The 22750-nt window shown below is 63.4% G+C and carries 24 protein-coding genes; 10 read left to right on the top strand and 14 right to left on the bottom strand.

Going from position 1 to position 22750, the window contains the following annotated elements; translation table 11 throughout:
* Window positions 1-155: 155 nt before the first annotated feature.
* The 4 genes from AC0C6X_RS20595 to AC0C6X_RS20580 form a co-directional block, all read right to left on the bottom strand.
* Complete coding sequence (locus tag AC0C6X_RS20595; RefSeq protein WP_173519604.1) at window positions 156-1202, bottom strand: glutathione synthetase; 1047 nt, start codon at window positions 1200-1202, stop codon at window positions 156-158.
* A gap of 69 nt (window positions 1203-1271) precedes the next feature.
* A complete protein-coding gene (locus AC0C6X_RS20590) occupies window positions 1272-3155 on the bottom strand; it encodes a flavohemoglobin expression-modulating QEGLA motif protein (RefSeq protein ID WP_472954840.1) in 1884 nt (627 codons plus the stop codon).
* Window positions 3152-3976, bottom strand: coding sequence for an N-formylglutamate amidohydrolase (locus tag AC0C6X_RS20585; RefSeq protein ID WP_173519606.1), 825 nt, complete (start codon window positions 3974-3976; stop codon window positions 3152-3154). The genes AC0C6X_RS20590 and AC0C6X_RS20585 overlap by 4 nt, the downstream gene beginning before the upstream one ends.
* 90 nt (window positions 3977-4066) lie before the next feature.
* Window positions 4067-4957, bottom strand: coding sequence for a LysR substrate-binding domain-containing protein (locus tag AC0C6X_RS20580; RefSeq protein ID WP_173519607.1), 891 nt, complete (start codon window positions 4955-4957; stop codon window positions 4067-4069).
* Between the two features lie 100 nt (window positions 4958-5057).
* On the opposite strand from AC0C6X_RS20580, the gene AC0C6X_RS20575 reads away from it, so the two are divergent.
* The 3 genes from AC0C6X_RS20575 (at window position 5058) to AC0C6X_RS20565 (ending at window position 6400) form a co-directional block, all read left to right on the top strand.
* Window positions 5058-5258 (top strand): hypothetical protein, encoded by a 201-nt coding sequence (locus AC0C6X_RS20575; protein ID WP_247959175.1) that lies wholly within the window; start codon window positions 5058-5060, stop codon window positions 5256-5258.
* 280 nt (window positions 5259-5538) lie between these two features.
* Entirely contained in the window at window positions 5539-5751 is a 213-nt protein-coding gene (locus tag AC0C6X_RS20570) for a hypothetical protein (protein ID WP_376741701.1), read from the top strand.
* A gap of 46 nt (window positions 5752-5797) precedes the next feature.
* On the top strand, window positions 5798-6400 hold the full coding sequence (locus AC0C6X_RS20565) for a nitroreductase family protein (protein WP_210266651.1): 603 nt from the start codon (window positions 5798-5800) through the stop codon (window positions 6398-6400).
* A 50-nt stretch (window positions 6401-6450) separates the two neighbouring features.
* Here the strand turns inward: AC0C6X_RS20565 and AC0C6X_RS20560 are convergent, their stop codons facing one another.
* The gene (locus AC0C6X_RS20560; protein ID WP_173519609.1) at window positions 6451-6768 is read right to left on the bottom strand and encodes a potassium channel family protein; all 318 of its coding nucleotides are present in this window, start codon (window positions 6766-6768) and stop codon (window positions 6451-6453) included.
* A gap of 289 nt (window positions 6769-7057) precedes the next feature.
* Here AC0C6X_RS20560 and AC0C6X_RS20555 point away from each other — a divergent pair, with 289 nt between their 5' ends.
* Window positions 7058-8734, top strand: a complete 1677-nt coding sequence (locus AC0C6X_RS20555) for a SulP family inorganic anion transporter (protein WP_173519610.1) — start codon at window positions 7058-7060, stop codon at window positions 8732-8734.
* Window position 8735: 1 nt separating this feature from the next.
* Here AC0C6X_RS20555 and AC0C6X_RS20550 read toward each other — a convergent pair whose 3' ends face one another.
* The 3 genes from AC0C6X_RS20550 to AC0C6X_RS20540 all read right to left on the bottom strand — a co-directional run bounded on the left by AC0C6X_RS20550 (window position 8736) and on the right by AC0C6X_RS20540 (window position 11433).
* Window positions 8736-9170, bottom strand: coding sequence for a GFA family protein (locus tag AC0C6X_RS20550; RefSeq protein WP_173519611.1), 435 nt, complete (start codon window positions 9168-9170; stop codon window positions 8736-8738).
* Window positions 9171-9397: 227 nt separating this feature from the next.
* On the bottom strand, window positions 9398-10771 hold the full coding sequence (locus tag AC0C6X_RS20545; RefSeq protein WP_173519612.1) for an ATP-binding protein: 1374 nt from the start codon (window positions 10769-10771) through the stop codon (window positions 9398-9400).
* Entirely contained in the window at window positions 10771-11433 is a 663-nt protein-coding gene (locus tag AC0C6X_RS20540; protein ID WP_173519613.1) for a response regulator, read from the bottom strand. Before AC0C6X_RS20540 ends, AC0C6X_RS20545 begins: the two co-directional genes overlap by 1 nt.
* Window positions 11434-11548: 115 nt before the next feature.
* Here AC0C6X_RS20540 and AC0C6X_RS20535 point away from each other — a divergent pair, with 115 nt between their 5' ends.
* A complete protein-coding gene (locus tag AC0C6X_RS20535; protein ID WP_246304567.1) occupies window positions 11549-12304 on the top strand; it encodes a L,D-transpeptidase in 756 nt (251 codons plus the stop codon).
* Window positions 12305-12487: 183 nt separating this feature from the next.
* Window positions 12488-13204 (top strand): L,D-transpeptidase, encoded by a 717-nt coding sequence (locus tag AC0C6X_RS20530; protein ID WP_173519614.1) that lies wholly within the window; start codon window positions 12488-12490, stop codon window positions 13202-13204.
* Between the two features lie 31 nt (window positions 13205-13235).
* On the opposite strand, the gene AC0C6X_RS20525 is transcribed toward AC0C6X_RS20530, so the two are convergent.
* The 3 genes from AC0C6X_RS20525 to AC0C6X_RS20515 form a co-directional block, all read right to left on the bottom strand.
* The gene (locus AC0C6X_RS20525; protein WP_173519615.1) at window positions 13236-14057 is read right to left on the bottom strand and encodes a L,D-transpeptidase; all 822 of its coding nucleotides are present in this window, start codon (window positions 14055-14057) and stop codon (window positions 13236-13238) included.
* Window positions 14058-14139: 82 nt separating this feature from the next.
* Window positions 14140-15159 (bottom strand): hypothetical protein, encoded by a 1020-nt coding sequence (locus AC0C6X_RS20520; protein WP_376741702.1) that lies wholly within the window; start codon window positions 15157-15159, stop codon window positions 14140-14142.
* Window positions 15160-15873: 714 nt separating this feature from the next.
* On the bottom strand, window positions 15874-16782 hold the full coding sequence (locus tag AC0C6X_RS20515) for an SDR family oxidoreductase (protein WP_173519616.1): 909 nt from the start codon (window positions 16780-16782) through the stop codon (window positions 15874-15876).
* An 89-nt stretch (window positions 16783-16871) separates the two neighbouring features.
* Between AC0C6X_RS20515 and AC0C6X_RS20510 the strand changes: the two genes are divergently transcribed.
* The 3 genes from AC0C6X_RS20510 (at window position 16872) to AC0C6X_RS20500 (ending at window position 19270) form a co-directional block, all read left to right on the top strand.
* Entirely contained in the window at window positions 16872-17444 is a 573-nt protein-coding gene (locus tag AC0C6X_RS20510) for a TetR/AcrR family transcriptional regulator (protein ID WP_173519617.1), read from the top strand.
* A gap of 94 nt (window positions 17445-17538) precedes the next feature.
* Window positions 17539-18591, top strand: coding sequence for a serine hydrolase domain-containing protein (locus AC0C6X_RS20505; protein WP_173519618.1), 1053 nt, complete (start codon window positions 17539-17541; stop codon window positions 18589-18591).
* A gap of 184 nt (window positions 18592-18775) precedes the next feature.
* The gene (locus AC0C6X_RS20500; RefSeq protein ID WP_173519619.1) at window positions 18776-19270 is read left to right on the top strand and encodes a GAF domain-containing protein; all 495 of its coding nucleotides are present in this window, start codon (window positions 18776-18778) and stop codon (window positions 19268-19270) included.
* Window positions 19271-19318: 48 nt separating this feature from the next.
* On the opposite strand, the gene AC0C6X_RS20495 is transcribed toward AC0C6X_RS20500, so the two are convergent.
* The 3 genes from AC0C6X_RS20495 to AC0C6X_RS20485 form a co-directional block, all read right to left on the bottom strand.
* The gene (locus tag AC0C6X_RS20495; RefSeq protein ID WP_472954832.1) at window positions 19319-20335 is read right to left on the bottom strand and encodes a zinc-binding alcohol dehydrogenase family protein; all 1017 of its coding nucleotides are present in this window, start codon (window positions 20333-20335) and stop codon (window positions 19319-19321) included.
* Between the two features lie 127 nt (window positions 20336-20462).
* Complete coding sequence (locus AC0C6X_RS20490) at window positions 20463-21134, bottom strand: SDR family oxidoreductase (protein ID WP_210266654.1); 672 nt, start codon at window positions 21132-21134, stop codon at window positions 20463-20465.
* On the bottom strand, window positions 21121-21513 hold the full coding sequence (locus AC0C6X_RS20485; RefSeq protein WP_173519622.1) for a VOC family protein: 393 nt from the start codon (window positions 21511-21513) through the stop codon (window positions 21121-21123). Before AC0C6X_RS20485 ends, AC0C6X_RS20490 begins: the two co-directional genes overlap by 14 nt.
* Window positions 21514-21605: 92 nt before the next feature.
* Here AC0C6X_RS20485 and AC0C6X_RS20480 point away from each other — a divergent pair, with 92 nt between their 5' ends.
* Window positions 21606-22523, top strand: a complete 918-nt coding sequence (locus tag AC0C6X_RS20480; RefSeq protein WP_247959172.1) for a LysR family transcriptional regulator — start codon at window positions 21606-21608, stop codon at window positions 22521-22523.
* The last annotated feature ends 227 nt before the right edge of the window (window positions 22524-22750 follow it).

Here is a 22750-nt window from a genome sequence, read left to right as displayed (position 1 = left end):
GACGCGCCGGCGACAGCCGGTGATCTTTGTTTGGGAGCACGAAGATGCCCGGGCTGCGCGGCGCTTATACCGCGCGAGCGGGGTTTTGACAGTGCGAAAGGCAGGATTTCCCCGATCGCCGGGCAGGTGGAACTGCCGCGGGCACTGACTGCAGGTCAGAGGGTAGCAAGCTCGCGATTGGAAAGGGTGCCGCCGTTGGCCCGCTTGATGTCGAGCTTCTGTTCAAGCGCCGCCACGATATCCTCACTGAAATCGATCGAGGTAAGCTCGGCGATCTCGGGCAGGGCCCCGGGGGTAAAGACATTCACCTCGACGAGCTTGTCGCCGACCACGTCGAGCCCGACAAGGAACATGCCGTCGCGCACCAGCTTGGGACGCATCTGTTCGGCGACGGCGAGCATTTCGGGCGTTATCACCGCGGCGATCGGCCTGCCGTTGACATGCATGTTGGACCGCAGCTCGCCGTCCGCCGGGACGCGCCGAACCGCGGCATAGGTATCGCCGCGTTTGAGCGGCCGGCCGTTCATCAGGAACAGCCTGACGTCTCCTTCGGTCGCTGCCGGCAGATATTCCTGCGCGATCACATAGCCCATCTCGGAGACCGCCTCGAAGATCTGATTGAGGTTCGTCTCGTGGCTGGAACTGACCTTGAAGACGTTCTTGCCGCCGGAGCCTTGCAACGGCTTGAGGATGACGCCCCCGGGGTGCTCGTCGACAAAAGCCTTTATCTCCTCGATGTGCTTTGAGATCAGTGTGGTCGGCCGAACGATTTCGGGGAAGCCCTGAAGATAGAGCTTGTTCTGCGCTCGTGCCAGGCCGTCGGGGTCGTTGACGACAATTGTCCCGCGTTCGGCTGCAAGCCGTCCGAAGATCACGCCGGAGTGGGCGGCCCAGGAGCGAGGGCCGGTGTCTTCCGACGGATCGCTTCTGAGAAACAGAACCTGGATTTCGGCAATGTCCAGGATATCGTGCTGTGTGGCGCCGCTTCGCAATGCGGCGATGAAGGCCTCGGCCTTGGGCGGCTTCGCCGAACCGAGTTTCAGGGCGTGGATCGTCAGCCGGCCATCGGGCCTCAGGGTGAAATCGCCGGGCGTGATGTAGGCAATCTCGTGGCCGCGGGCGAGCGCTGCAAGCGCCAGCGACGTCGTCGCGTAAAACGTCTCTTCACCCTCGATCGAGTTGACGAAAAAGGCGATGCGCATCCGGTTTCCTAGTGGTCCGACTCCGACATATGCTGCGATCTCAGTGCGTTCATCGGAACGCACGGCGCTCTAGTCTGCGACCATGTCGAGCGGGGTCATTCCCCTCTCGGCTCTTTGAAGCCGGTCGCGCGCTTTGACGTCATCGAGAAAAATAGGGCGAATGGCCGCGGCACCAAGGAGGCCGCGCAAATTGAGTTCCTGGATTGCACCGAAATGCGACGCGGCGATCTTGCCCATCCAGAAGGGTTCGAGACTGCCGCCGTCGGCGAGGTGGTCGAGAAGCTGCAGCAGGCCGCGCATGTAGATCGCGTCCTTGACCAGTCCGCCGCCGCGATAGATGCGAAGCGTAATGTTGAAGGCCTCGGCGGTCCCGAAACCGTGGTCATCGACGAGCATCCGGTAGGTTTCCGGAAACTCGGCGCCGTCGAGCAGGGCAGCGCAGCCGACAACTCTCGCCGCAAGCACCCGCAGCCGATCTGCGGTCATGCCGGCGCTCAAGTATTCGGCGAAAACGGCGAGCCCTTCCTGCATGCCCTCGTAACCTGCAAGGCCCGAGCGCAGAATCCTGAGACCCTGTGCCGAGCCGTTGAAGTAGGTCAGCAGGTGCACGCCCACCTCATGATTGAGCAGCGCCTCGACGCGGTCGGCGTCGAGTGCCGAGCTTCGGGCGATCAGCAATTGGCCACGCGAAACGAGCAGGCCGGCGGGCAGATCGTCGCGAATTTCGACGGACGCGGTGAAATCGGGCGATTGGCGCCGATAGGCTGATATCATCGCCTGCCCACGCTCCCTTATGTAGTCGCAGCCGCGCTTGTTGTCGGATGTCGGCGACGTGTTGCCATCGGTGGCGGTTTCCGCAAGGACGTCGGAAGCGGCGTCGAGAAGCTCGTCTTCGACCGGGCCGTAGAGGGCGCGACCGAGTTCAACGAATTTGCGGGTCTCGCGGGCGGAAATCATCGAGAGTTGGAGATCGACTTCCTGCTGCTTTTCGCGATAGAGGGCGTAGAGCAGCGGATCTTCGAGATGCTCGAAATTGAGGGTGAAGAGTTTGCGCTTGGCCGTTTCGATCTGCAGCGTCAGCGGGCGATAGTAGAGGCGGGGACTTCGCGAAAAGCCGCTCGACGCGAAGTCAGCCCAGGCGGCCTCGGCGTTGATCGGCGTTACCGCGAGCAGGAAATCGAAGCTGGAGGCGATGTCGTCCATGCCGCGATCGGCGCGCACGACCGCATCGACGAAGGCCTTCCGGCCAAGGGCACGGTGCGTCGGTATCCGGAAGTCGTCAGACCTGGCGCGGGCGAAGGCTGTGATGGCCCGAAGGCCGGCATCGAAGACGCTTGCGACCAGCCGCTCGCGCAATTGCGGATAGATGCGGCGGGTGCCGGGCTCGCAATAGATCGGCGCGAAGCGTACGGTGAGATGAGGATAGTCGATCGCCAGGGATTTCCGCCGCGCGGTCGCATCCGGGTTTCGCTCGACGAGCGTCACATGTGGCGTTCGGAACTTTCCTTCGATCGTTGCAGCTGTCTCGATCAGTGCTTTCGCGGCAATCTGCTCGGCGCCGGTCGTCCCGGCGACAACCTCGATCAGGAACGGCGGCAGGAAAGGCGCGTCCTTGGCGGGCGGATCGTCGCTTTCGAGTTCCGCAAATTCGAGAACGATGAACATGCCCAGTCGTTCTTCGATCACGCGGCCGACCCGTTCGATGACGGCGGCGGCGATATCGACGCTCGGCGCCAGCAGATAGGCGGCATTCGCCTGGGCGATGTCGCGCGCGACCGGCTGCTGGTGCTCGGCGGTGATATGAACGCAGAGGAAGGGAAGCAGGCGGTCGATGTGCAGCCGTCCACCCTCGCCGAAGTCCCGTCGCACGGCACGGCCACTCTTCAGTCGGACAATGGCTTCATCAAGCCACTCCGATCCAGGACCGGCGAGCATGGGTGTCCGGTCCGTCATCGCTGCCTCGCGAGCGCCTCGGTCAGGACCGGAGCGAGCGATCCGACCAGTGTGCGCAGCGACCGCAGCGCTTCGAGATCCGGCTTGCCAGTCCACTCGTCCATGAAGGTTTTCTTGAACTCGATCGCGATCGCGCAACCGGTATCGGGAAAGTGCTCGTGGATGAAGCGCGTCTGTTCCCCGCGCCCCTGGAAGGCGATGTTCTCGCGCACATCCACCGGCCGGCCCGCGACCGTGGTGGCGCTGACGGTTGATATCAGCGTGTCGATGACGCCGGCCCATTTGACCCGGTCCATGGACGAGGTTCCGATATTGACCTCGGGTGTTTCGGCGATATCGGCCGGTTCGGCCTCCGGCCCCTGGCGTCGATGGTTGTAACTGTGCACGTCAAGAACGATGAATCGCTGATGGCGGCGCTCGATTGCCGTCAGCATCGACCGCAGCATGGCATAGTATTCGTCATGGAGGGCAAGGGAGGCCTCGATCAGCTCCGCCGACGGCGGCTCCCGCCAGACGGAAAGGCCCCAAGCCTGAGCCGGCTGGAGATAGACCGCGCCGGGACGGGCACGGTTGATGTCGACCTCAAAGCGGGATCGATGGACGACAATGCGGTTGGCGAGATCCCGGATGATAAACTCGGTGAATGGGTCCTCTTCGCGCAGCCTTTGCTCGTCCGTCAGGGCCACCAGCGCCCGGGCGTCGCTGCGCATGGCATGCCCATTGTGGATCGCGGTGCCGACGATCGGTCCATCGCCGCGATGGACAGTCCACCAGGCGTTCTCAGTGGCTGAACGGAACTGTTCCGTCGGCGCGCGTTGCATGATCGCTCCCGTGACCCTCGTTATGGGCGCTTCGGGAATGCAACTCCCGGGCATGCCCGAGAGTTCCGGAACGAGGCAAAAATGTTGGGCTCACGCTGCGAGCTCGCCCAGGATCCATTGACGGAAGGCGCTGATCTTCGACGAATTGCGCCGCGTTTCCGGGTAGACCAGCCAGTAGGCCTGGTCGTCGTTACAGAGGAGATCGAAGGGCTGGACGAGGCGCCCATCGGCTAATTCCGCGGCAAAGAAGGCGGGCGTCAGGATTGCGACGCCCTGGCCGGCCGTCGCGGCGTTGCCCTCATAGACCTGTGCGCCCATGCTTGCGCCCGGACGGCTCGAGAGGCCCTCGGCCGGCACATTTGCGGCCATGAACCACTTGGCCCACCAGGGGTCGCCCGGATCGAGCAGCGGCAGACGCAGGAGATCGGCCGGCTCTTTCACCCCGCCGATGCTTGCGGCGAGGCTCGGGCTGAGCATGGGGGTGAAATCGGCGTTGATGAGCCGGTGTGCCGCAAGCCCCGGCCAGTCGCCGCCGCCTGAGCGAATACCGATATCGACCTCTTCGCGGCTGAAGTCGACCAGGTGGGGCTCGGTTTGAAGGCGGACGGCAAGCGAGGGGTGGGCGATCTGGAAGGAGCCAAGGCGCCGTGCCAGCCAGTTGGAGGCGAAGGTGGCGATCGTGCTGATCACCAGCGTTCCCTGGGCACCGCCGCGCGCCGTCACGTAGGCTTCGCTGAGCTGCTCGAAGGCTTGCGTCACGGCGGGTGCGAGCCGTTGCCCCACTTCGGTCAGGGCGATCTGGCGCGGCCGGCGCAAAAACAGAGGCGCGCCGACACGATCCTCGAGAACCTTGATCTGATAGCTCACCGCCGCCTGGGTCATGCCGAGCTCGGTTGCGGCCTTGGTGAAGCTTCCATGCCGGGCAACCGCCTCGAAGACGCGTATCGCCGTCAATGGCGGGAGCGGAAGTGTCTTATGCATCAAATGGCCTTATGTATGGTGAGCGAAATTCGATTGGAAGGTGATGTGGTTCATAACCATTTTCAAGGTCCGTCCATTAGACGGATTGATGAAGAGGATGATGGCTATGACAACCATTCAAGTACGTAGTTTTTCGTCGACAAACGATTTTTCCGCGGGCTCCTGGCTGGCGTTTCTGTTCGCCCGGAAGCGCCCGGTGCTTGATGTCGTCGACGTCAGGGACCTGTCGGATCATCTGAAGCGGGACATGGGCTTCCTCGATGGCAACCGCCCCGACGCGAAGGACCTGCCCACCGCTTGACGTCTCCCGACCTGGGCGAGCCTCCCATCGCCCAGGTCCCACCCATGCCGCAGGGTGCGACAGCGTTGCCGGCAAACCCATCCATCTCCCCGCCGCTTGCGCCTGCGGCATGAACCAAAGGCGGTGCAGTTTTTTCACGTCTCGCCCGCTCTTTGGGTCAGATTTCCTTTAATCTACCATTTGTGTGGATAATCTCGGAGAAGCTCGGTCAGGAATTGGGCCGGGCAGAAACGCTCTCCGGTCGGCGCGAGTTGCGGCGACTGCTGAAACGAGGTCTGAGATGAGTATGCTGCGGCAATATGAGCGCTTGAGCGCAATCCGCGAGGTCTTGCAGGGCCGGCTGGAACTGCACGAGGCGCGGGACTGTTTCGGTTTCGACGATATCGAGGACGGAACGGCCAATGAGCTCAGGAACCGTATCGCCGAACTCTCCGATGAGATCTCGACCTTGAGGAGTCGTTGCGATCGATACGAAAGCTTCGGCCGCCAATGACCAACCCGAACGGCGGCAGCGCGTCGCCGATGAATGGACCATCCCCATGACATTGCATGTGAATTCACGTGTCGCGGACCACGCGATCAATCCGCTGTTCCTCGAACGCTGGTCGCCGCGGGCCTATTCGGGCGAAGAGATTTCCGAGGCCGCGCTGTTCGAAATCCTGGAGGCCGCCCGCTGGGCGCCATCCGCCTACAATGCCCAGCCCTGGCATTTCGTCTATGCTCGCCGCGGCGGACGGGACTGGGAGAAGCTGCTCGGCCTTCTGAACGAGTTCAACCGCAGTTGGGCAAAGGAAGCCTCGGCCCTCATTTTCGTGCTGTCGAAGACGTCGCTGTTGCCGCCGGGCGCCAGCGAAGAGGTGCCCTCCTACACCCATTCCTTCGATGCGGGCGCGGCCTGGGGTGCGCTCGCCCTGCAGGCGGCCCATTCCGGCTGGCAGGCGCACGGTATGGCCGGCATCGACTATGATCGCGCGCGGGCCGAACTCGAAGTGCCCGAAAACTTCCGGATCGAGGCCGCCGCCGCGATCGGCCGTCAGGGCGACAAGGCACTGTTGCCGGAGGCCCTGAAGCAGCGCGAACAGCCGAGCCCGCGCAAGGCCCTCTCCGAGATCGTGTCCGAGGGGCGCTTCGTGGCCGGCTGAGCCGCGGCAGGCTTGCAGCGGGAGAGCGGGCACGCTGGCATCCGCTCTCCTCAGCGATCGTCCGATTCATTCCTGCTGGTTGCATTCAACGCCTGCACGCTGATGGCCGCGACGAGGCCCGTCAGGACGATGCCGGAAAAACCGATCACCAGAGCCAGCACCCGTGCGGTCAGGTATTTCGGCGTGATGTCGCCGTAGCCGATCGTCAGCCCGGTGACGAAGGTGAAATAGAGAGCCTCATCGAGCCGCCAGTCCTCGATCTGGCCGATGATGACACCGGATCCGGTCATCACGATCAGGATCGCGGAGAAGATCGGCCACAGCACCTGAAGCTGCTGGTAAAGATTCGAGAAGAACAGGCGCCGCATTCTTTTCGAATGGCTCCTGCGATGAGATGCCGCCACGCAATCCTCCCTTTCGCGGGACTGGAAGCCCGCCATGCCAACGATCCCGTTTCGCGTCTGTCGCCGGGATTCCCGCTCGGCTCCGCATCCGCCACCGTCAAGATAGCCGCAAGTCGAGCAGCCTGCCAGCGGCTGCGTTGAGAGACGGGAACCGACGTCCGATCTCCGGCCGCGGCGCTCCTTGCAACGGTTTTTACCCAGTGCTATCGCTTTAGAATTACTTCATGAAAGCTTCTGTCAGAGGGCGGTCCGGATGGCATCGAACGAGCATTCGCCTGTCGGCGACGGTCGCGGTTTCACCACGGGTTTACGGCTCGATGTGATTGCAGGTCTCACGGCCGCTGCCGTGGTTCTGCCGAAGGCGATGGCCTATGCCACGGTCGCCGGTCTGCCTGTCAGTGTCGGTCTCTACACCGCCTTCGTGCCGATGATCGTCTACGCGCTTCTCGGCACCTCCCGGGTCCTGAGCGTCTCGTCGACGACCACCCTTGCGATCCTCGCCGGAACGCAGCTCGGGCTTGCCGTCCCCGATGGCGATCCCGGCAGGCTGATAACGGCAACCGCGACGCTGACGGCGATGACCGGCGGGATTCTTATCCTCGCTTCCGTTCTCCGCTTCGGCTTCGTCGCCAATTTCATCTCCTCGCCGGTCCTGATCGGCTTCAAGGCCGGCATCGGCCTCGTTATAGTGCTCGACCAGGTGCCGAAGCTGCTTGGCCTTCACATCACCAAGGAAGGCTTCTTCCGGGATATCGTCAGCATCGTCGGCCACTTGCCGGAAACCTCGACGCTCACCTTGGCGATTGCGGCTGCCGCCCTGGTGGCGCTGCTGGCGATGGAGCGGCTCTGGCCGCATTCGCCGGCGCCGCTTCTGGCCGTGGCGGCGGGTATTGCGCTTTCCTGGCTTGCCGGTCTCGAGGCACTCGGCGTCTCCATCGTCGGCTTCATTCCGCAGTCGCTGCCGTCGATCACCCTGCCTAGCCTCGGTCTCGCCCGAGAGCTTCTGCCCGGTGCTCTGGGGATTGCGCTGATGAGCTTCACCGAGACCATCGCCGCCGGGCGTGCATTTGCCGCTCCCTCCGACCCGCCGATCAGGGCGAACCGCGAGCTGCTGGCGACGGGCGCCGCAAACCTCGCCGGTGCCTTGTTCGGCGCTATGAGCGCCGGTGGCGGCACATCGCAAACCGCCGTCGTGCGCGCCGTCGGCGGGCATTCGCAAGTGGCGTCGCTGGTCACTGCTGCGGCCGCGGCGGCGACCATGCTCGTCCTGGCGCCTTTGCTCGGCCTGTTGCCGCAGGCCGTCCTCGCGGCGATCGTCATCGTTTACTCGGTCGGCCTCATCAAGCCGGCGGATTTCTGGTCGGTGCGCAAGGTCAGGCGGATGGAGTTTCGATGGGCGCTTGCGGCCTTCCTCGGCGTGCTGTTCTTCGGCACGCTCCAAGGCATCATCATCGCGATCATCCTGTCGTTCATCGGGCTGGCCCGCCAGGCTTCGGCACCGAAGGTGCATGTCGTTGGCCGCAAGCGTGGCACCGATCGGCTCCGGCCGCTGTCACCGGATCATCCAGACGACGAGACCTTTGAAGGCTTGCTGATTATTCGGCCGGAGGGACGCCTGTTCTTTGCCAATGCCCAGCAGGTGGCAGACCAGGCGCAGATGCTGGTCGCCAAGCACAAGCCCAGGATTCTCGTGCTCGACATGAGCCGCGTCTTCGATATCGAGTATTCCGCGCTGCAGATGATGATGGAAGGCGAGCGCCGCATCAGCGAACACGGGGTTACCGTCTGGCTGGCCGAGCTGAACCCGGACGTGCTCGCCTATGTGCGGGCTTCCGGTTTTGCCGATCAGCTCGGCCCCGATCGCCTGTTCGTCAACACCCGCACCGCCCTGCAGCACTACCTGCAGAACGCCGCTCCGGCCGCGGCCTGACTCATTCCCCGATCAATTCCCCGGTGCCGCCGAAAGCTGGTGGGAAATCGCGATATTTGGGCAAGCCGTCCTTCATTGGCAGCACGGTCTCCTGATAGTTGACGTGGAGCGCGGGCTTGAACGGCAATGCCGGGATGACGGCAGCAGAGACGTCCGTCACGCCCCACAGCGGATGCTCGGTCATGAGATGACCGCCGCAGACTTTGCACCATTTGCGCACGCTCGTCGCGGTCTTCTGATAGCCGACGAAATTATCGGCGCCCTTGACGATCCGGACTTTCTCCGGCGGCCAGAGCGTGAAGGCGTTCACCGGCCCCGCCGACCACGTCCGGCACGAACTGCAGTGACAAAAGCCCATGGCGGTCGGGTCGCCGCTCACTTCGATCTCGACTGCGCCACAGAAGCACGTTCCGTTGTAGCTACCGTTCCCTGCCATGACTCGTCTCCTCTCGGCTCGCGCCACCCGGAGTATGGTCCTCGCGGATGACCGAAGTGACCCACGCCTGAGCGTGTCACGCCTGGTCGTGAGGTCAACGCCTTCTTTCGAGCTAGTTTGAGTTGCCGGGAGTCCTGGCGGCGTCGCGAAGGGTGAAACGGTTTTCCGCGGGAATTGCGGAACGGCAGACAGTTGTGCAAAGCCGCACGTCCGGCTCTGGCGCAAGCTCACCGCACGAGGCTCGGCGGCAGCACGATGCGCGCTGACAGGCCGCCGCTTTGGCAATTGCGGAGTTCGAGTTCCGCGCCGGTGCGATCCAGCGCCTGTTCGACGATGCTCAAGCCGAGGCCGCTGCCGACCGCCGTCTTGAAGCGGCCACGGAAGAAGCGCTCGGTAACATGCGGCATCTCCTCGTCGGGAATGCCGGGTCCCATGTCTTCGATCGCGAAGACGAGGCGGTCCACCTCCATCTTGCAACTGCAGGAGACCGTTGCGCCCGGCGGCGAATGGTTGAGGGCGTTTTCCAGGAGGTTGCGTGCCACCAGCCGGAAGAGGTTCGGATCCATGCCGATCCTGAGACCGAACAGCTGCGCGTCGATGGCGACATCGACCCTGTGAGCCTGGCCGACGAGTTCAGTCCGAAGGGCCGTCAGCATTTCACCGACATCGCAGTCGGCTGCCGGTTCGGCGCTCTCTGAGGCCCCAACCGAAGCGATGTCCAGCAATTGTCGCACCAGCTTTCCGGTGCGGTCGACCCCGGCGACGATCTGGCCGAGCGCCTTTTCGCGGATTTCGCCATCGTCGCTCGCGAGCGCGACCTGGGCTTGCGTCTTCAGGCCGGCCAGGGGCGTGCGTAACTCGTGCGCGGCAAAGGCGATGAAGTTCTGTTCGCGCTCGCGGGCGCCGGCGACACGGGCGAAGAGACCATTCAGGGATTTCAGAACCGGGCTGATTTCGCGCGTCGTGCCGAGGTCTTCGATCGCGTGCAGATCGGAGGCCTCGCGCGCTGCGAGATCGCCGGCGAGTTTCCTGAGCGGTGCCAAACCGCGCCCGACGCTGAGCCAGATCAAGACGGCGAGCAACGGGATGATCAGCAGGGCCGGCAGCAGCAATCCCTTGACCATATCGTTGACCAACCGGTCGCGGATACGCAGGTTGTCGCCGACGAGGACGCGCACTCCGAGGCTGGCGTTCTCAACCGCGAAGACCCGCCAGGTCTCACCGTTGATGACGGTTTCCGAGAAGCCCGTCGCGTGTGGCGCAAGGGTCGTGTCGGGAGCGCTGTCGGACTTGCCGATCAGTGTGCCGTCCAGCGACCAGATTTGACAGGAGAGTTGGCGATCGTAGTGCGGATGCTCGAGCAGCGGGATCTTGGTCGCGCTTTGTATCAGGCGGTTGGCGTCAGCGTCGCCTTCTTCCTTCAACATGTCGGGGCTGACAATCAGCGAATTCACCATGCGCGCGGCCTCCATCAGCCGTGCGTCGAGCACCCGCTCGACTTCGGCGCGGGTGCTGAGAAAGATCCAGACCGTGGCCGAAAGCCAGAGAAGGCCCGTCGTGACCAGCAGGATGGCGAAGAGGCGCGTGCGCAGTGACCGCATCAGCCGGCCCCGCCCAAGCGATAGCCGATGCCCCTGACGGTTTCGATCAGGCCGGGCCCGAGCTTGCTACGCAAATGATGGATATGGACCTCGACGGCGTTGCTTTCGATTTCCTCCTGCCAGCCGTAGAGCCTGTCTTCCAGCTTGGTCTTCGAGAAGATGAGGCCGGGATGTGCCATCAGCGTATGTAGGATGGAGTATTCGCGCCGGGATAGCTGCACCGGCCTGCCCGCCTGTTCGACCGACCGTCGAGCGGGATCGAGCCGCAAGCTCGCCCATTCGAGCGCAGCCGTTGCGCGGCCCGTAGACCGCCGGGACAACGCCCGCAGCCGAGCTGCCACCTCGTCGAGGTCGAACGGTTTTCCCAGGTAGTCATCGGCCCCGGTGTCGAGGCCGGCTACCCGATCGCGAACCGTGTCACGGGCGGTCAGCAGCAGCACTGGAGTGTCATTCTGACCGGAGCGCAAGTCCTTGAGGATATCCATGCCTGAGCCGTCTGGCAGCATCAGGTCGAGCACGATCGCGTCGAAGCCGTTGGCGGCGAGCGCGGTTGCTGCCGCGTCGCAGGTGCCGACGGCATCGGTGGTGAAGCCGGCCAGCGCCAGGCCCACCTTCAAGCCGTCTCTGAGGATATCGTCGTCTTCGACGATCAGGACTCGCATTGCTATTCCTCACATTCTTGAGAGCCGAACTTTTAAGGCGCTCCCTTAAGGCAGCCTTAAGGTAGGCCTTCCCTGTGAAGCGGCATTGCAACAATCGAATCGTTGAATGCCCGATATGACCGAATCAAACGAGCCCTCTTCATCCATGGCCGATCACAAGACCGGCATCACGCTCACCCGCCGCAGCCTTTTCGTCGGCACAGCCTCCCTGTTTGTCACCGGCTGTGCGACCGCAGGCCCGACGCCTGTACTGATCCCGGCGGCGGCAACGGTACCGGCAACGACGGGATCGGTCGTGCCGCCGATGTACTATGCGATGCCGGACGAAGAGTTCCCGATTCCCGAAGTCAAGGTCGCCGAGGTCGATCCGAAGTTCTGGCGGCAGGAGGTGGATTATCCGACCGATGAGCGGCCCGGCACGCTGATCGTCGATACGCCGGCGAAGTATCTCTATCACGTGCTGCCCGGCCGACGGGCAATGCGCTACGGCATCGGCGTCGGCCGCGAGGGGTTCGCCTGGTCGGGGCGCGCGGTCGTTGCCTACAAGCGCCAATGGCCGCGCTGGACACCGCCCGACGAGATGGTGGCGCGCCAGCCGAAGCTCGCTCCCTACAGCATCGCCAATGGCGGCATGCCCCCGGGCCTGAAGAACCCGCTCGGTGCGCGTGCCCTCTACATCCACAAGGACGGCAAGGATACGCTCTACCGCATCCACGGCAGTCCCGAGGCGCATTCAATCGGCAAGGCGGTTTCGTCCGGCTGCATTCGTCTGCTCAATCAGGACGTCGTCTATCTCTACGACCAGGTGCGGGACGGCAGCACCATCGTCGTCATTCCAGATCCGACAAAGCGTCATCTGGCGATCGGATAGAACGGGCAACCGTGGCGGCGCGGGAATTCTGCAACACTCCGAATGCGAGTGCCTTCGGCGGTGGCGATCCACGCCAAAGAATGATTTTCACCACATTTCGGTCACGGTTCGGCCCAAGAGCCTGGGCCTCTCCTCGGAAAAATTTCCAATTGAAATCCCAACCTGGAATAGAAAAAAGTGTCGATGAATTTGTCCCGCCGGTCGCTGCTCGCGGTGATCGCCAGTTCCGTCTTGAGCGCCTGCACGCAGATCCCGAAACCCGAACCGAAGCCGAAGCTGATCGAACCGATCGCCGGAAACGGCAATCCGCCGGGGGAGGCATCGGGTTCAGCGGTCGGACCGACGAAGACCTTTGATTATGCAAAGGCCTACGCACCGGTGAAGGACGAGGGCTACGACGTTCCCGGCATCCAGTACGGTGAGATCAAACCGGAATTCCTGCGCCAGGAGGTGGCTTACGTGACCAGCGAGCCGCCCTATTCCATCGTCGTCGATACCCAGAGGATGTTCCTGTACTGGGTGCTGCCGGGCGGTCGTGCGATCCGCTACGGCGTCGGTCTCGGCGCGGCGGGCCGCGCCTGGAAGGGGCGCGCCGTGGTCCAATGGAAGCGGAAATGGCCGCGCTGGACCGTGCCTGACGACATGATCGCGCGCCAACCGCACCTCAAGAAATACGGCATCGAAGCCGGCGGCATGGATCCGGGCCTCGACAATCCGCTCGGCGCCCGCGCCATGTACATCTTCCAGAACGGTCAGGACACACTTTACCGCATTCATGGCTCGCCGCAGTGGCGCTCGATCGGCAAGAACGCGTCCGCCGGCTGCGTACGCATGCTGCAGCAGGACGCGATCGATCTCTACGATCGGGTGAGGGGCAAGACGCCGCTTCTCGTTCTGTAGCGCGCTACCGCCTTGAACCGGACGCGCCGCCTTACAGGGGCTGCGGAGGCGGCAGTCCGTCCGGGCCCATCTGCATATAGTCCGACGGCTCAGGCAACGGCTGCTGGTCCGGAAGTGGCTGTGACTCCGGCATCGGCTGCGATTGTACCATGCCGCCGCCGGTCAGGTCGGTGACGACGATCGGCGTGCCGTTCGGCACACGATTGTAAAGGTCAACCACGTCCTGGTTGATCATGCGCACGCAGCCCGACGACACGGATTTGCCGATGGTCCACCATTCCGGCGAGCCATGGATGCGATAGAGCGTGTCCTCGCCGTTCTGGAAGATGTACATGGCGCGGGCACCGAGCGGGTTCTTCAGGCCGGGATCCATGCCGCCCGCCTCGATGCTGAACTGCTGCAACTCGGGCTGGCGGGCCACCATTTCGTTCGGCGGCTTCCAGCGTGGCCATTCGCGCTTGTACTGGATGACGCCGCGGCCGGCCCAGGCGAAGCCGGCGCGCCCGAGGCCGACGCCGTAGCGCATCGCCTGGCCGTTCTCGTAGACCCGGTAGAGAAAGTGGCTGCCGACGTCGACCACCAGCGTGCCCGGCTTTTCGCCGGTCGGATCGGCGACCATCTGGCGGTAAAAGCGAGGATCGATCTTCTCGTAGGGAATGGCCGGCAGCGGATAAAGTTCGTTCGGCTTCTCGCCGTACATGTCCGCAAGGAACGCGTTCGCTTCCGGGACCGGCTCCGGAGCATAGGTGCGCGTCACCGTCGGCCGGGTCGAAGCGCAACCCGCTAGACCGGCAGCCGCGATCCCCGCGGAGAGTTGCAGGAAGGTGCGGCGGCGGATCTCTCTTTCAGGCATGGAACCCTCGATGGTCCTGTATTCGCTTCTGGCGATGCAACCGACCTTTTAAGTCATTTGTGCGTCGCCAGCCGACGAACGATTACAGGCCGGCGTAGGGATCCGCCAGCGCCGCTTCGGGTCGGCTGATAGGATACTTAGTTGCCGAGATCTTCGCGGCCAGCTTTTCAGCACCGTTTTTCTCGAGAAGCGCCCGGAAGCTCGGATGCATGCCACCGTCGACATAGGCGTTGAGCGGGGCCGGCGTCTCGCTTGCCATCAGGCTCGCGAGCTTCACGTCTTCCGATTGCAGCTTCGCAACGAGCCCGGCGTCAGGTGTCGATACCGCGGGCGGGCAGGCGGCGAGCGGATCGGAAGGCTCGCCGTCCGCGAACTCGGTGTTGAAGACATAGCGGCGACCGCAGGCGGAAACCTTCGGCTGGCGCTTCGTCGTTTCGAAGATGTCGTAGCCCTGCTTGATGTTCTTCCAGAAATCGAAATTCGGATCGCCGCGGTGCTTGGCCATGTTTTCAGCCGTCATGCGGAAGGGATAGGCCTGCACCTGGAAGGTGCCCTGGCCACCGGCAAGGGCACGCTGGACCACGGAGTAGATCTCGCCGACGCCCTGATCTGTTAGGGCGTAGCAGCCCGACGACGAACAGGCGCCGTGCACCATCAGCGCTTCGCCGGTATAGCCGAGCGCCGACTCCAGCCGGTTCGGGTAGCCGAGATTGAAGGACAGGAAATATTGCGACTTCGGATTCAGCATGCCGGCGGAAACATGGTAAAAGCCTTCCGGCGCCTGGCGGTCGCCGACCTTCGTCTTCGGCCCGAGTTTTCCCGACCAGCGGCACATGGGGTAGGTCTTCAGAAGCGTATATTGCCCCTGCTTGTTCTGTTTCCAGACCTCCAGCTCGCTTTCCTGCTTGAAGATGCGAACCAGAACCGGGCTTTCCGGCTTGCTGCCGTTCTTGGCCATGGCGGCAATGAGCTTGGCGGGGATCGGCGGCGGTTCGCGCACGTCGTCGACATCGAGCGCCGTACAGCCTGACAGAACAACCGCCATCGCTCCGATCGCCAGCGCATGCCGCATGCGGTGCATCTGCGCGAAAAACTTGGCCATCTGGGGTGTTTCGGAAGAAAGGCTCTTTGTTGTCTCGCGCCGCATGCGGGCTCCTGGAAATACTCTCGCCGCAAGCGTCTTTCCGGCGGTACGGGTGCCGGTCATTCGCAAAACAACGCGTGTCGGCTCGGCTTCAACTTCAGCGATTAAGCGGTGGCAGCTCTGGCCGCAAGCCTTTGCCGCAGGGGTCCGCGATCAACAAAACTTGAACGCGCGCCGCCTTAGCTGCCCGCTGATTGGGTCGATGTTGAGACAAGATGGTGAATTTTTTCTCAACGCCGGCGGCCGGATTGCGATGGCGCGTCAGTCCCGCGGTTCGCTGCCGGGGGCGTAGACGGTCTTCTGTTTGAAGGCGAAGACGTTGCCGCAGCGACAACGGACCATGTGCTTGGCGGGATCGGGAGAGGTGCGTTCGGTCGAAAAGCCTTTCGGCATGACGTCGATGAGAAAGCCACGATTGCCGCTCTTGGCACTGTCGTTCTCAGACGCTTCAGCGAAGCCGGAGGCTCCGCATTTTGCGCATTCCAGCTTTCTCGAATAACGATCCCGCGATGCCATCTTCAGTAACACTCGATAGCGCCGCCTTCGCATGAGGAGCGGCGGCGCGCTGGGTTTGCCTGGAACTCCGACTATAGGAGGCGGCGCGCCGTTTCAAGTTTGCTGGACGGCCATCGTGATCGATCGCGTTTCTTTCGCGAGCGGCACCTCGTTCGCTCAGCGATATCCGGTGGCATCGGCTGGCCTGTTGGCCTCCATCACTTCGCGCATGTAGCGCCAGCAATCGGGCCGCGAGCCATCGAGATCGGTGAAGCCGTAAACCTGAGCCAGCCCGCCGCTCGAAAGCGACTGGCCGTTCCAGCGGGCCTTCTCCGGATCTGCCGCGAGTGCAGCGACGGCGCGGCCGACGAAGCGTGGCGTCTCCGAGATCACGAAATGCGGCTGGCTCTTCGTGGCATCACGCCAGTTGTTCTCGCTGACCCCGTAGTGCTCGAGCATCATCTCCGAGCGCATCCAGCCCGGGGTAATTGAAACCGAAGTCGCGCCATGCGGGGCAAGATCCTTGGCGTGGGCCCAGGCCATGCGGTTGGCCGAAACCTTGGCAAGATCGTAGAAGGGCGACAATCGATAGTTCTCGGCATTGTACTCGGCGGTGCCGTCGGTCACCTCGACCAGCAGGCCGCCCGGCCTTTCGATCATCAGCGGCAGCGCGTAGTGGGCGGTGATGAGGTGGGTGTCGACGCCGAGGCGCAGCAGCTTCAGGCCATTTTCCAGATTGTGCTCCCAGACCGGCTTGTTCCATTCGAACAGCAATTCACCGCCCCAGACATCGTTGACCAGGATGTCCAGCCGTCCCTGTTCGTCGCGGATGCGATCAACGAGTGCCTTTACCTGTGCCGGCTGCAAATGATCGACCTGAACGGAAATCCCCTGGCCGCCCAGACTGGTCACGATCTCAGCCGTCTCTTCAATCGTCTCGGGCCGCCCGTAGTCGGATTGTTGCTGCCGCGTGGTTCGCCCTGTCACGTACACGGTGGCACCGGCGGCGCCGAGTTCGGCGGCGATGCCCCGCCCGCCGCCTCGTGTCGCGCCGGCGACGAGCGCGATTTTTCCTGCGAGAGACATGTTTTCCTCCTTTAGGCCGGTTGCCGTCTGGCGTTCTCTTTCGGCTATGTTATATATAAATGATTGTTCGGTTATAAATGAGAGTCAAGATGCCCCGCCCGAAAACGATGCCCGACGAGGAGGTGCTGGCCGCTGCATTCGCGTTGATGCGGGCCGAAGGTCCGGATGGACTGACCTTTGCGGCGCTCGCTGCCAGGACAGGGCTTTCCGGTGCCACGCTGGTGCAGCGTTTCGAAAACAAGGCGCGACTGATCCAGAGTGCGCTGACGCAGGCCTGGGACGGTCTCGACCGGCAGACGGCGGAACTGGTGGCGACGGTCCCTCGCACACCGGAGGGCGCCATTACGTTGCTCGTCGGCCTTTCCGGCGACTATGGCGCCATCGAATCCTATGCCGACGATCTCCGGATTCTTCGCGAAGACCTACGCGATCCGAAGCTCCGCGCGCGGGGCGCCAAATGGCGCGACGTGCTTTCGGGTGTGCTTGACGAGTGTCTTTCGGGATTGCCCGCAGCGGCTCCAGGATTAGGGCTGCTGATGGCGTCGCAATGGCAGGGGTCGCTGCTCTGGTGGAGTTTCGACCCGCAAGCACCGGTCACGGAATTCGTCGAACAAAGTTTGCGGCGCTTCGTGGAGGCCTTTGCAAGGCAGCCGGCGGACTGAAGTCGGCGGCCCGGCGGTCACCCGGATTTCAAATCACCGTGAAATGGCGTCGCGGCGGATGACGCGGGCGCGGGGCGGTCTTAGATGCTGATCCATGATCAGATTTGCCGCCGCCGTCTTCGCCCGGGCACTCTTGGCCCCGACGCTCGTCTTCTGGGCGCTCTTCACCCTGCCGGCTGCTGCCGAGGTGCAGGCGCCGGTTTCGGCTCTCCTCAAAGAATTGGCATCGCGCACAGAACTCGAACCACTGAAGACCGTGATCGTCGCCCGCGACGGCGAGATCCTGGCGGAACGCGGCTATCGCGGCAACCGGGTGACGGATGCCACGAACATAAAGTCGGCGTCGAAATCGATCATCTCGGCGCTTGTCGGCATCGCCATCGACAAGGGGCTGCTGGAAGGTCCGGACCAGAAGATCGCGCCGATCCTGAAGGCGGAACTTCCCGCTTCGCCGGACCCACGCATCAATGACATCACTATCGGCAACCTCCTATCAATGCAGGCCGGGCTTGGCCGTCTTTCGGGGCCGAGCTACGGCCGTTGGGTCGCCAGCCGCAACTGGGTGCGCACGGCGCTCGCGCAGCCGTTCGATGACGATCCGGGCGGGGAGATGCTCTATTCGACCGCCTCGACCCATCTTCTTTCCGCGATCTTGACGAAAGTGAGCGGCAAGTCGACCCTCACGTTGGCGCGCGACTGGTTTGGGCCGCTCGAAGGTTTCCGCATCGGGGCCTGGGATCGCGACCCGCAGGGGATCTATCTCGGCGGCAACCAGATGGCGATGAGTGCCCGCTCGCTTCTTGCCTTCGGCGAACTCTACCGCAACGGCGGCCGCACGGCTTCGGGCGCGCAGGTCGTGTCTCCGGCATGGATCGAAACGTCCTGGCAGCATCGCACCAGTTCGCGTTTTTCCGGAGACTCCTACGGCTATGGTTGGTTTGAGCGCCGAATTGCCGGTGAAGACGTGCATTTCGCCTGGGGTTATGGCGGCCAGATGCTCTACATCGTGCCGAGCCTCGATCTGACCGTCGTCATGACATCGGCCGAGAGCGGGCCTTCGGCCCGTAATGGCTACCGCGATGCGCTGCATCTGGTGCTCGGCGAAATCATCACGGCGGTGAAGGGCGATCCGGAAACGGATGGCTGAGAACCTGGGGCAGGCTGTATCGATATATCGCTTTAAGAAATATCGCCTGAATCGCAGTTTTGCTGTCTCCTGGGATGGTGATATTGCTGCGCCAATGGTCGCAATGCCGCGATCCGCCGTTGGCGAGCCGCCATGATCATTGAGCGACCAAGCGGCGTGATGCCGAGATTTGAAAGGTAGGACCGTGTTTGCCTCGAAGACAATCGAAACCGGCGACAAGCCCGAATTCTATCGTGAACTCGCCGGCCAGCTCGGTGGCCTGCTGCACGACGAGCGCGACTTCATCGCCAATGCCGCCAACCTCTCGGCGCTTGTTTTCGATCTGGTGCCGAATCTGAACTGGGCTGGCTTCTATTTTCTGCGCTCGAACGACGAGCTCGTGCTCGGGCCGTTCCAGGGGAAGGTCGCCTGCGTGCGGATACCCGTTGGTAGAGGCGTCTGCGGCGCCGCCGCCGCGCAACGGCGGACGATGCTGGTCCCGGACGTCCATGCCTTTGCCGGGCATATTGCTTGCGATGCGGCGTCACGCTCGGAGCTCGTCGTGCCGCTGGTCAAGGACGGGAAGTTGCTGGGCGTGCTCGACCTCGACAGCCCGAGCCCTGGCCGGTTTGATGCCGAAGATCAGGTCGGTTTCGAGGCGCTCGCCGCAATCTATGTCGCGGCGAGCGATTTCGCTTAATCAGGCCGGCAGCGCCGTTCGGCGGTGACGACCACAGCCTCTCGGGCATCAGTCGCCAAAGCCTTCGATGACGATCTTGCCCTTGGCAGCCCCTGTCTCGATGCGCCGATGCGCTTCGCGCAGGTTCGCGGCATTGATTGGGGACAGCACTTCGGCAAGCGTCGTCTTCAGCCGGCCTGCATCGATCTCGTCGGCGACGAAGGACAACAGCCGGTGCTGCTCGATCATGTCGGGCGTCTGGTGCATCGGCCGGGCGAACATGAACTCCCAGTGGAGGCTGGCCGCCTTGGTCTTCATGCCGGCCATCGTCATCGGCACATCGGTGTTGTCGATCGAGACGATGCCGCCTTGAGGGCGGATCAGTTCGACGGCGGCGTCCCAGTGGCGCATGTCGTTGAAAATGGCGATGTGGTCGACATGGTTGAAACCGAGCGCGCGGACCTGTTCGACCAGCGGCTCGCGATGGCTGACGACATGGTCGGCGCCGAGCTCTTTCACCCAGGCGATGGTTTCCTGTCGCGAGGCCGTGGCGATAACGGTGAGACCGGCGCGCTTGGCAAGCTGGATGCCGATCGAGCCGACGCCGCCGGCACCGCCGACGATCAGGATCGACTGGCCGCGGTCGGCGCCGTCCCGGTCGATCCCCAGGCGATCAAAGAAGGCTTCGTAAGCGGTGATCGTCGTCAGCGGCAGGGCCGCCGCTTCGGCAAATGAAAGGCTCTTCGGCTTGGGTCCGACGATGCGCTCGTCGACGAGGTGGTATTGCTGGTTGGTCCCAGGCCGCGTCAGGTCGCCGGCGTAGTAGACCTCGTCGCCGGGCCGGAACAGCGTCACGCCGGGACCGACCGCCTCGACCACGCCGCTCGCATCCCAGCCGAGGACGCGTGGCGTCTCCTCGATCTTGTCCTTCGGCGCCCGCATCTTGACATCCACCGGATTGACGGCGACGGCGTTGACGGCGACCAGTATATCGCGCCCCGCGGGCACCGGCTTCGGCAAGGTGACGTCGAGGAAGCTCTCCGGGTCGGAAACCGGAAGATAACGGGTGAGGGCGACGGCTTTCATGGTTTGCTCCTTATAGTGGGTAAACGGTCTGCTTTTGCGAATTCTCTCGGCCGTCACGGCTGGCGACGATGATCCGACTAGAATAGGCGTCGTGCATGCGGCGAGCAAAGCCTTCGGGCGTTCTCAGTCAACTGACGAGGGCGCCGCCTTCGATATCGATCACTGATCCGGTGACGAAGGGATTATCGATGGCGAAGAGATAGCCGCTGGCGATATCTTCGGGCTGCCCGAAGCGGCCGGCGGGCAAGGTTGCGGCGGCGCGGTCAAACATTGCGTCGCGCGCCTCGCCGGCCATGCCGGCATAGGCCTCCGTCTGCGTCAGCCCGGGGCTGACGACGTTGACGCGCAGCGGTGCCAGTTCCTTGGCCAGCACCTTCGCCGTGGCTTCGAGGGCGGCATTTATCGCCGTCTTGACGAAGGTGCCGGGCACTGTCCGGCGGGCGAGGAACCCGGAGGTGAAGGTAATGGTGCCGCCGGCACGCATGTAGCGGGCCGCTTCGCGGGCGAGCACGACCGAACCCCAGAACTTGACGTCGAAGGCCGCCTTGGCGGCGTTCAGGTCGATATCGCTGATCTTGCCACCCGGAGCGGCGGAACCGGCGGTGACGATCAGGTGGTCGATCGGACCGAGCTTGTGGAAGTACGCGGCGACCGCTGTGCTGTCGGCAATGTCGAGGCCGGTGGCGCGGCTGGCGATCTCGACCCGGCCGGGACGCTGCATCAGCGCGCTGGCGACGGCGGCGCCGATGCCGCTGGTGCCACCGATGACGACGGAGACGGTGTTGTCATTGAATGTCACGGTCATTCTCCATGGGAACGGGTGCGCAAAAGACGGCTTCGAGCAGCGGACCGCCGGGCGCGCGCATGAACAGTCGGCGTTCGCCGATCTCGGCGAGATCCATCGTCGAATAGGGAAACGCAAGCCGGTGGGCGCGAAAGGCGGCGTAGTTGTCGAGCCGGAAGCCGACATGGTCGATCGCCTCGGCCGCACGGTCATAACCGTTGCCGTAGCTGCCGATGATATGAACGAGCGGCCTACCCTCGGCGTAGAGCCAGAAGCCGGGGATGCGCCGGATGGCCGACGGACGCTCGCCGATGGTGAGATCGAAGACCGTTTCGAAGAACGCGCGCGTTGCGTCGATGTCGCCTGTGCGGATTGTGACGTGGTCGAGCTGCATGTCGCGCCTCCTTTTCGATAGGGAATTTAGCTATTGCGGTGCATCCGGATAATTGGCTTAGTTCCAAAATCATATTTCGGAGAAAGCGAAAGATGCTGCTCGACAACCTCGCCCTGTTTCTCCTGATTGTCGAAAAGGGTGGGCTTTCCGCCGCCGGGCGCGAGAAGGGGTTGTCGCCCGCCTCCGTTTCCGAGCGGTTGGCCGCACTCGAAGCGCACTATGGCGCAGCCCTGCTGAAGCGGACGACGCGGGCGATCAGCCTGACGGAAGAGGGGCGCATTCTGGTGGACGGCGCCCGTCGCCTGCTGGCGGAGGCCGGAGAACTGGAGGCCGGCATCCGATCGGGAACCCGGACCATTTCCGGACCGATCCGCCTGAGTGCGCCCGAGGATATGGGCCGGCGCTACATCGTGCCGATCCTCGATCGCTTTCTTGCCGAACACCCTGATGTGACGGTGGATCTCAACCTCACCGATGGCTACGTCGATCTCGTCGGACAGGGCATGGACTTCGCCATTCGCCATGGTGTTCTGGCCGATAGCGCGCTTCGGTCGCGCACGCTCGGCGAGAACCGCCGCGCCGTATGCGCGGCGCCTGCCTATCTTGAAGTGATGGGCAGGCCGCAACATCCGGACGATCTCTCCCGTCACGACTGCATCGTCATGCGTTTCGGTGCCAATCTCGATCGTGAATGGGCCTTTCAGGTCGATGGCAAGCCACACAAGGTCATGGTGCGCGGCAGACGCGTTGCCAATGACGGCGGATTGGTGGCCGAATGGTGCCGTGCCGGCCACGGCATCGCGCTGAAATCCGTCTGGGATATTGCGGAGGACCTTGCCTCTGGCGCACTCGTCGAGTTGCTTGCGGACTTCGCGTCCGGAGAAACAGGACTGCAGATCGTCTATCCGCCGGCAAGCGTACAGCCGCGACGCGTGCGGCTGTTGATCGATCGCATTGCCTCGGAACTGACTTCCCTGGGGAACGTGCCGGCGAGCACGCGACGCACCTGACATCGGCGGTCGCGCTTACGCCATCGTCGGCTGCCGTGGCCTCCGTGCAACAGTTCTTTTCCAATATGGGGCTTCACCGGCCCCGTTGCGGTTTCGGTTCTTCGTGCCGCAGGTCCGCACATTGCAGCGCGTCTCCGCTTCGCTTATAAAACATGAGTAACGTATTCAAGATAAACGATAGCGCCGGACCTTGCGCGCTTGTGGTGCCAACGCCGTGCGCTGGAGAG

The organism is Ensifer sp. VA4 (assembly GCF_055710065.1).
This window is presented reverse-complemented; position numbering and strand designations above follow the sequence as displayed.

Excerpts from the sequence above, each read along its gene's own strand:
- AC0C6X_RS20595 (WP_173519604.1), bottom strand. The coding sequence starts at position 1,202 with ATGCGCATCGCCTTTTTCGTCAACTCGATCGAGGGTGAAGAGACGTTT.
- AC0C6X_RS20590 (WP_472954840.1), bottom strand. The coding sequence starts at position 3,155 with ATGACGGACCGGACACCCATGCTCGCCGGTCCTGGATCGGAGTGGCTT.
- AC0C6X_RS20585 (WP_173519606.1), bottom strand. The coding sequence starts at position 3,976 with ATGCAACGCGCGCCGACGGAACAGTTCCGTTCAGCCACTGAGAACGCC.
- AC0C6X_RS20580 (WP_173519607.1), bottom strand. The coding sequence starts at position 4,957 with ATGCATAAGACACTTCCGCTCCCGCCATTGACGGCGATACGCGTCTTC.
- AC0C6X_RS20575 (WP_247959175.1), top strand. The coding sequence starts at position 5,058 with ATGGCTATGACAACCATTCAAGTACGTAGTTTTTCGTCGACAAACGAT.
- AC0C6X_RS20570 (WP_376741701.1), top strand. The coding sequence starts at position 5,539 with ATGAGTATGCTGCGGCAATATGAGCGCTTGAGCGCAATCCGCGAGGTC.
- AC0C6X_RS20565 (WP_210266651.1), top strand. The coding sequence starts at position 5,798 with ATGACATTGCATGTGAATTCACGTGTCGCGGACCACGCGATCAATCCG.
- AC0C6X_RS20560 (WP_173519609.1), bottom strand. The coding sequence starts at position 6,768 with ATGCGGCGCCTGTTCTTCTCGAATCTTTACCAGCAGCTTCAGGTGCTG.
- AC0C6X_RS20555 (WP_173519610.1), top strand. The coding sequence starts at position 7,058 with ATGGCATCGAACGAGCATTCGCCTGTCGGCGACGGTCGCGGTTTCACC.
- AC0C6X_RS20550 (WP_173519611.1), bottom strand. The coding sequence starts at position 9,170 with ATGGCAGGGAACGGTAGCTACAACGGAACGTGCTTCTGTGGCGCAGTC.
- AC0C6X_RS20545 (WP_173519612.1), bottom strand. The coding sequence starts at position 10,771 with ATGCGGTCACTGCGCACGCGCCTCTTCGCCATCCTGCTGGTCACGACG.
- AC0C6X_RS20540 (WP_173519613.1), bottom strand. The coding sequence starts at position 11,433 with ATGCGAGTCCTGATCGTCGAAGACGACGATATCCTCAGAGACGGCTTG.
- AC0C6X_RS20535 (WP_246304567.1), top strand. The coding sequence starts at position 11,549 with ATGACCGAATCAAACGAGCCCTCTTCATCCATGGCCGATCACAAGACC.
- AC0C6X_RS20530 (WP_173519614.1), top strand. The coding sequence starts at position 12,488 with ATGAATTTGTCCCGCCGGTCGCTGCTCGCGGTGATCGCCAGTTCCGTC.
- AC0C6X_RS20525 (WP_173519615.1), bottom strand. The coding sequence starts at position 14,057 with ATGCCTGAAAGAGAGATCCGCCGCCGCACCTTCCTGCAACTCTCCGCG.
- AC0C6X_RS20520 (WP_376741702.1), bottom strand. The coding sequence starts at position 15,159 with ATGGCCAAGTTTTTCGCGCAGATGCACCGCATGCGGCATGCGCTGGCG.
- AC0C6X_RS20515 (WP_173519616.1), bottom strand. The coding sequence starts at position 16,782 with ATGTCTCTCGCAGGAAAAATCGCGCTCGTCGCCGGCGCGACACGAGGC.
- AC0C6X_RS20510 (WP_173519617.1), top strand. The coding sequence starts at position 16,872 with ATGCCCCGCCCGAAAACGATGCCCGACGAGGAGGTGCTGGCCGCTGCA.
- AC0C6X_RS20505 (WP_173519618.1), top strand. The coding sequence starts at position 17,539 with ATGATCAGATTTGCCGCCGCCGTCTTCGCCCGGGCACTCTTGGCCCCG.
- AC0C6X_RS20495 (WP_472954832.1), bottom strand. The coding sequence starts at position 20,335 with ATGAAAGCCGTCGCCCTCACCCGTTATCTTCCGGTTTCCGACCCGGAG.
- AC0C6X_RS20485 (WP_173519622.1), bottom strand. The coding sequence starts at position 21,513 with ATGCAGCTCGACCACGTCACAATCCGCACAGGCGACATCGACGCAACG.
- AC0C6X_RS20480 (WP_247959172.1), top strand. The coding sequence starts at position 21,606 with ATGCTGCTCGACAACCTCGCCCTGTTTCTCCTGATTGTCGAAAAGGGT.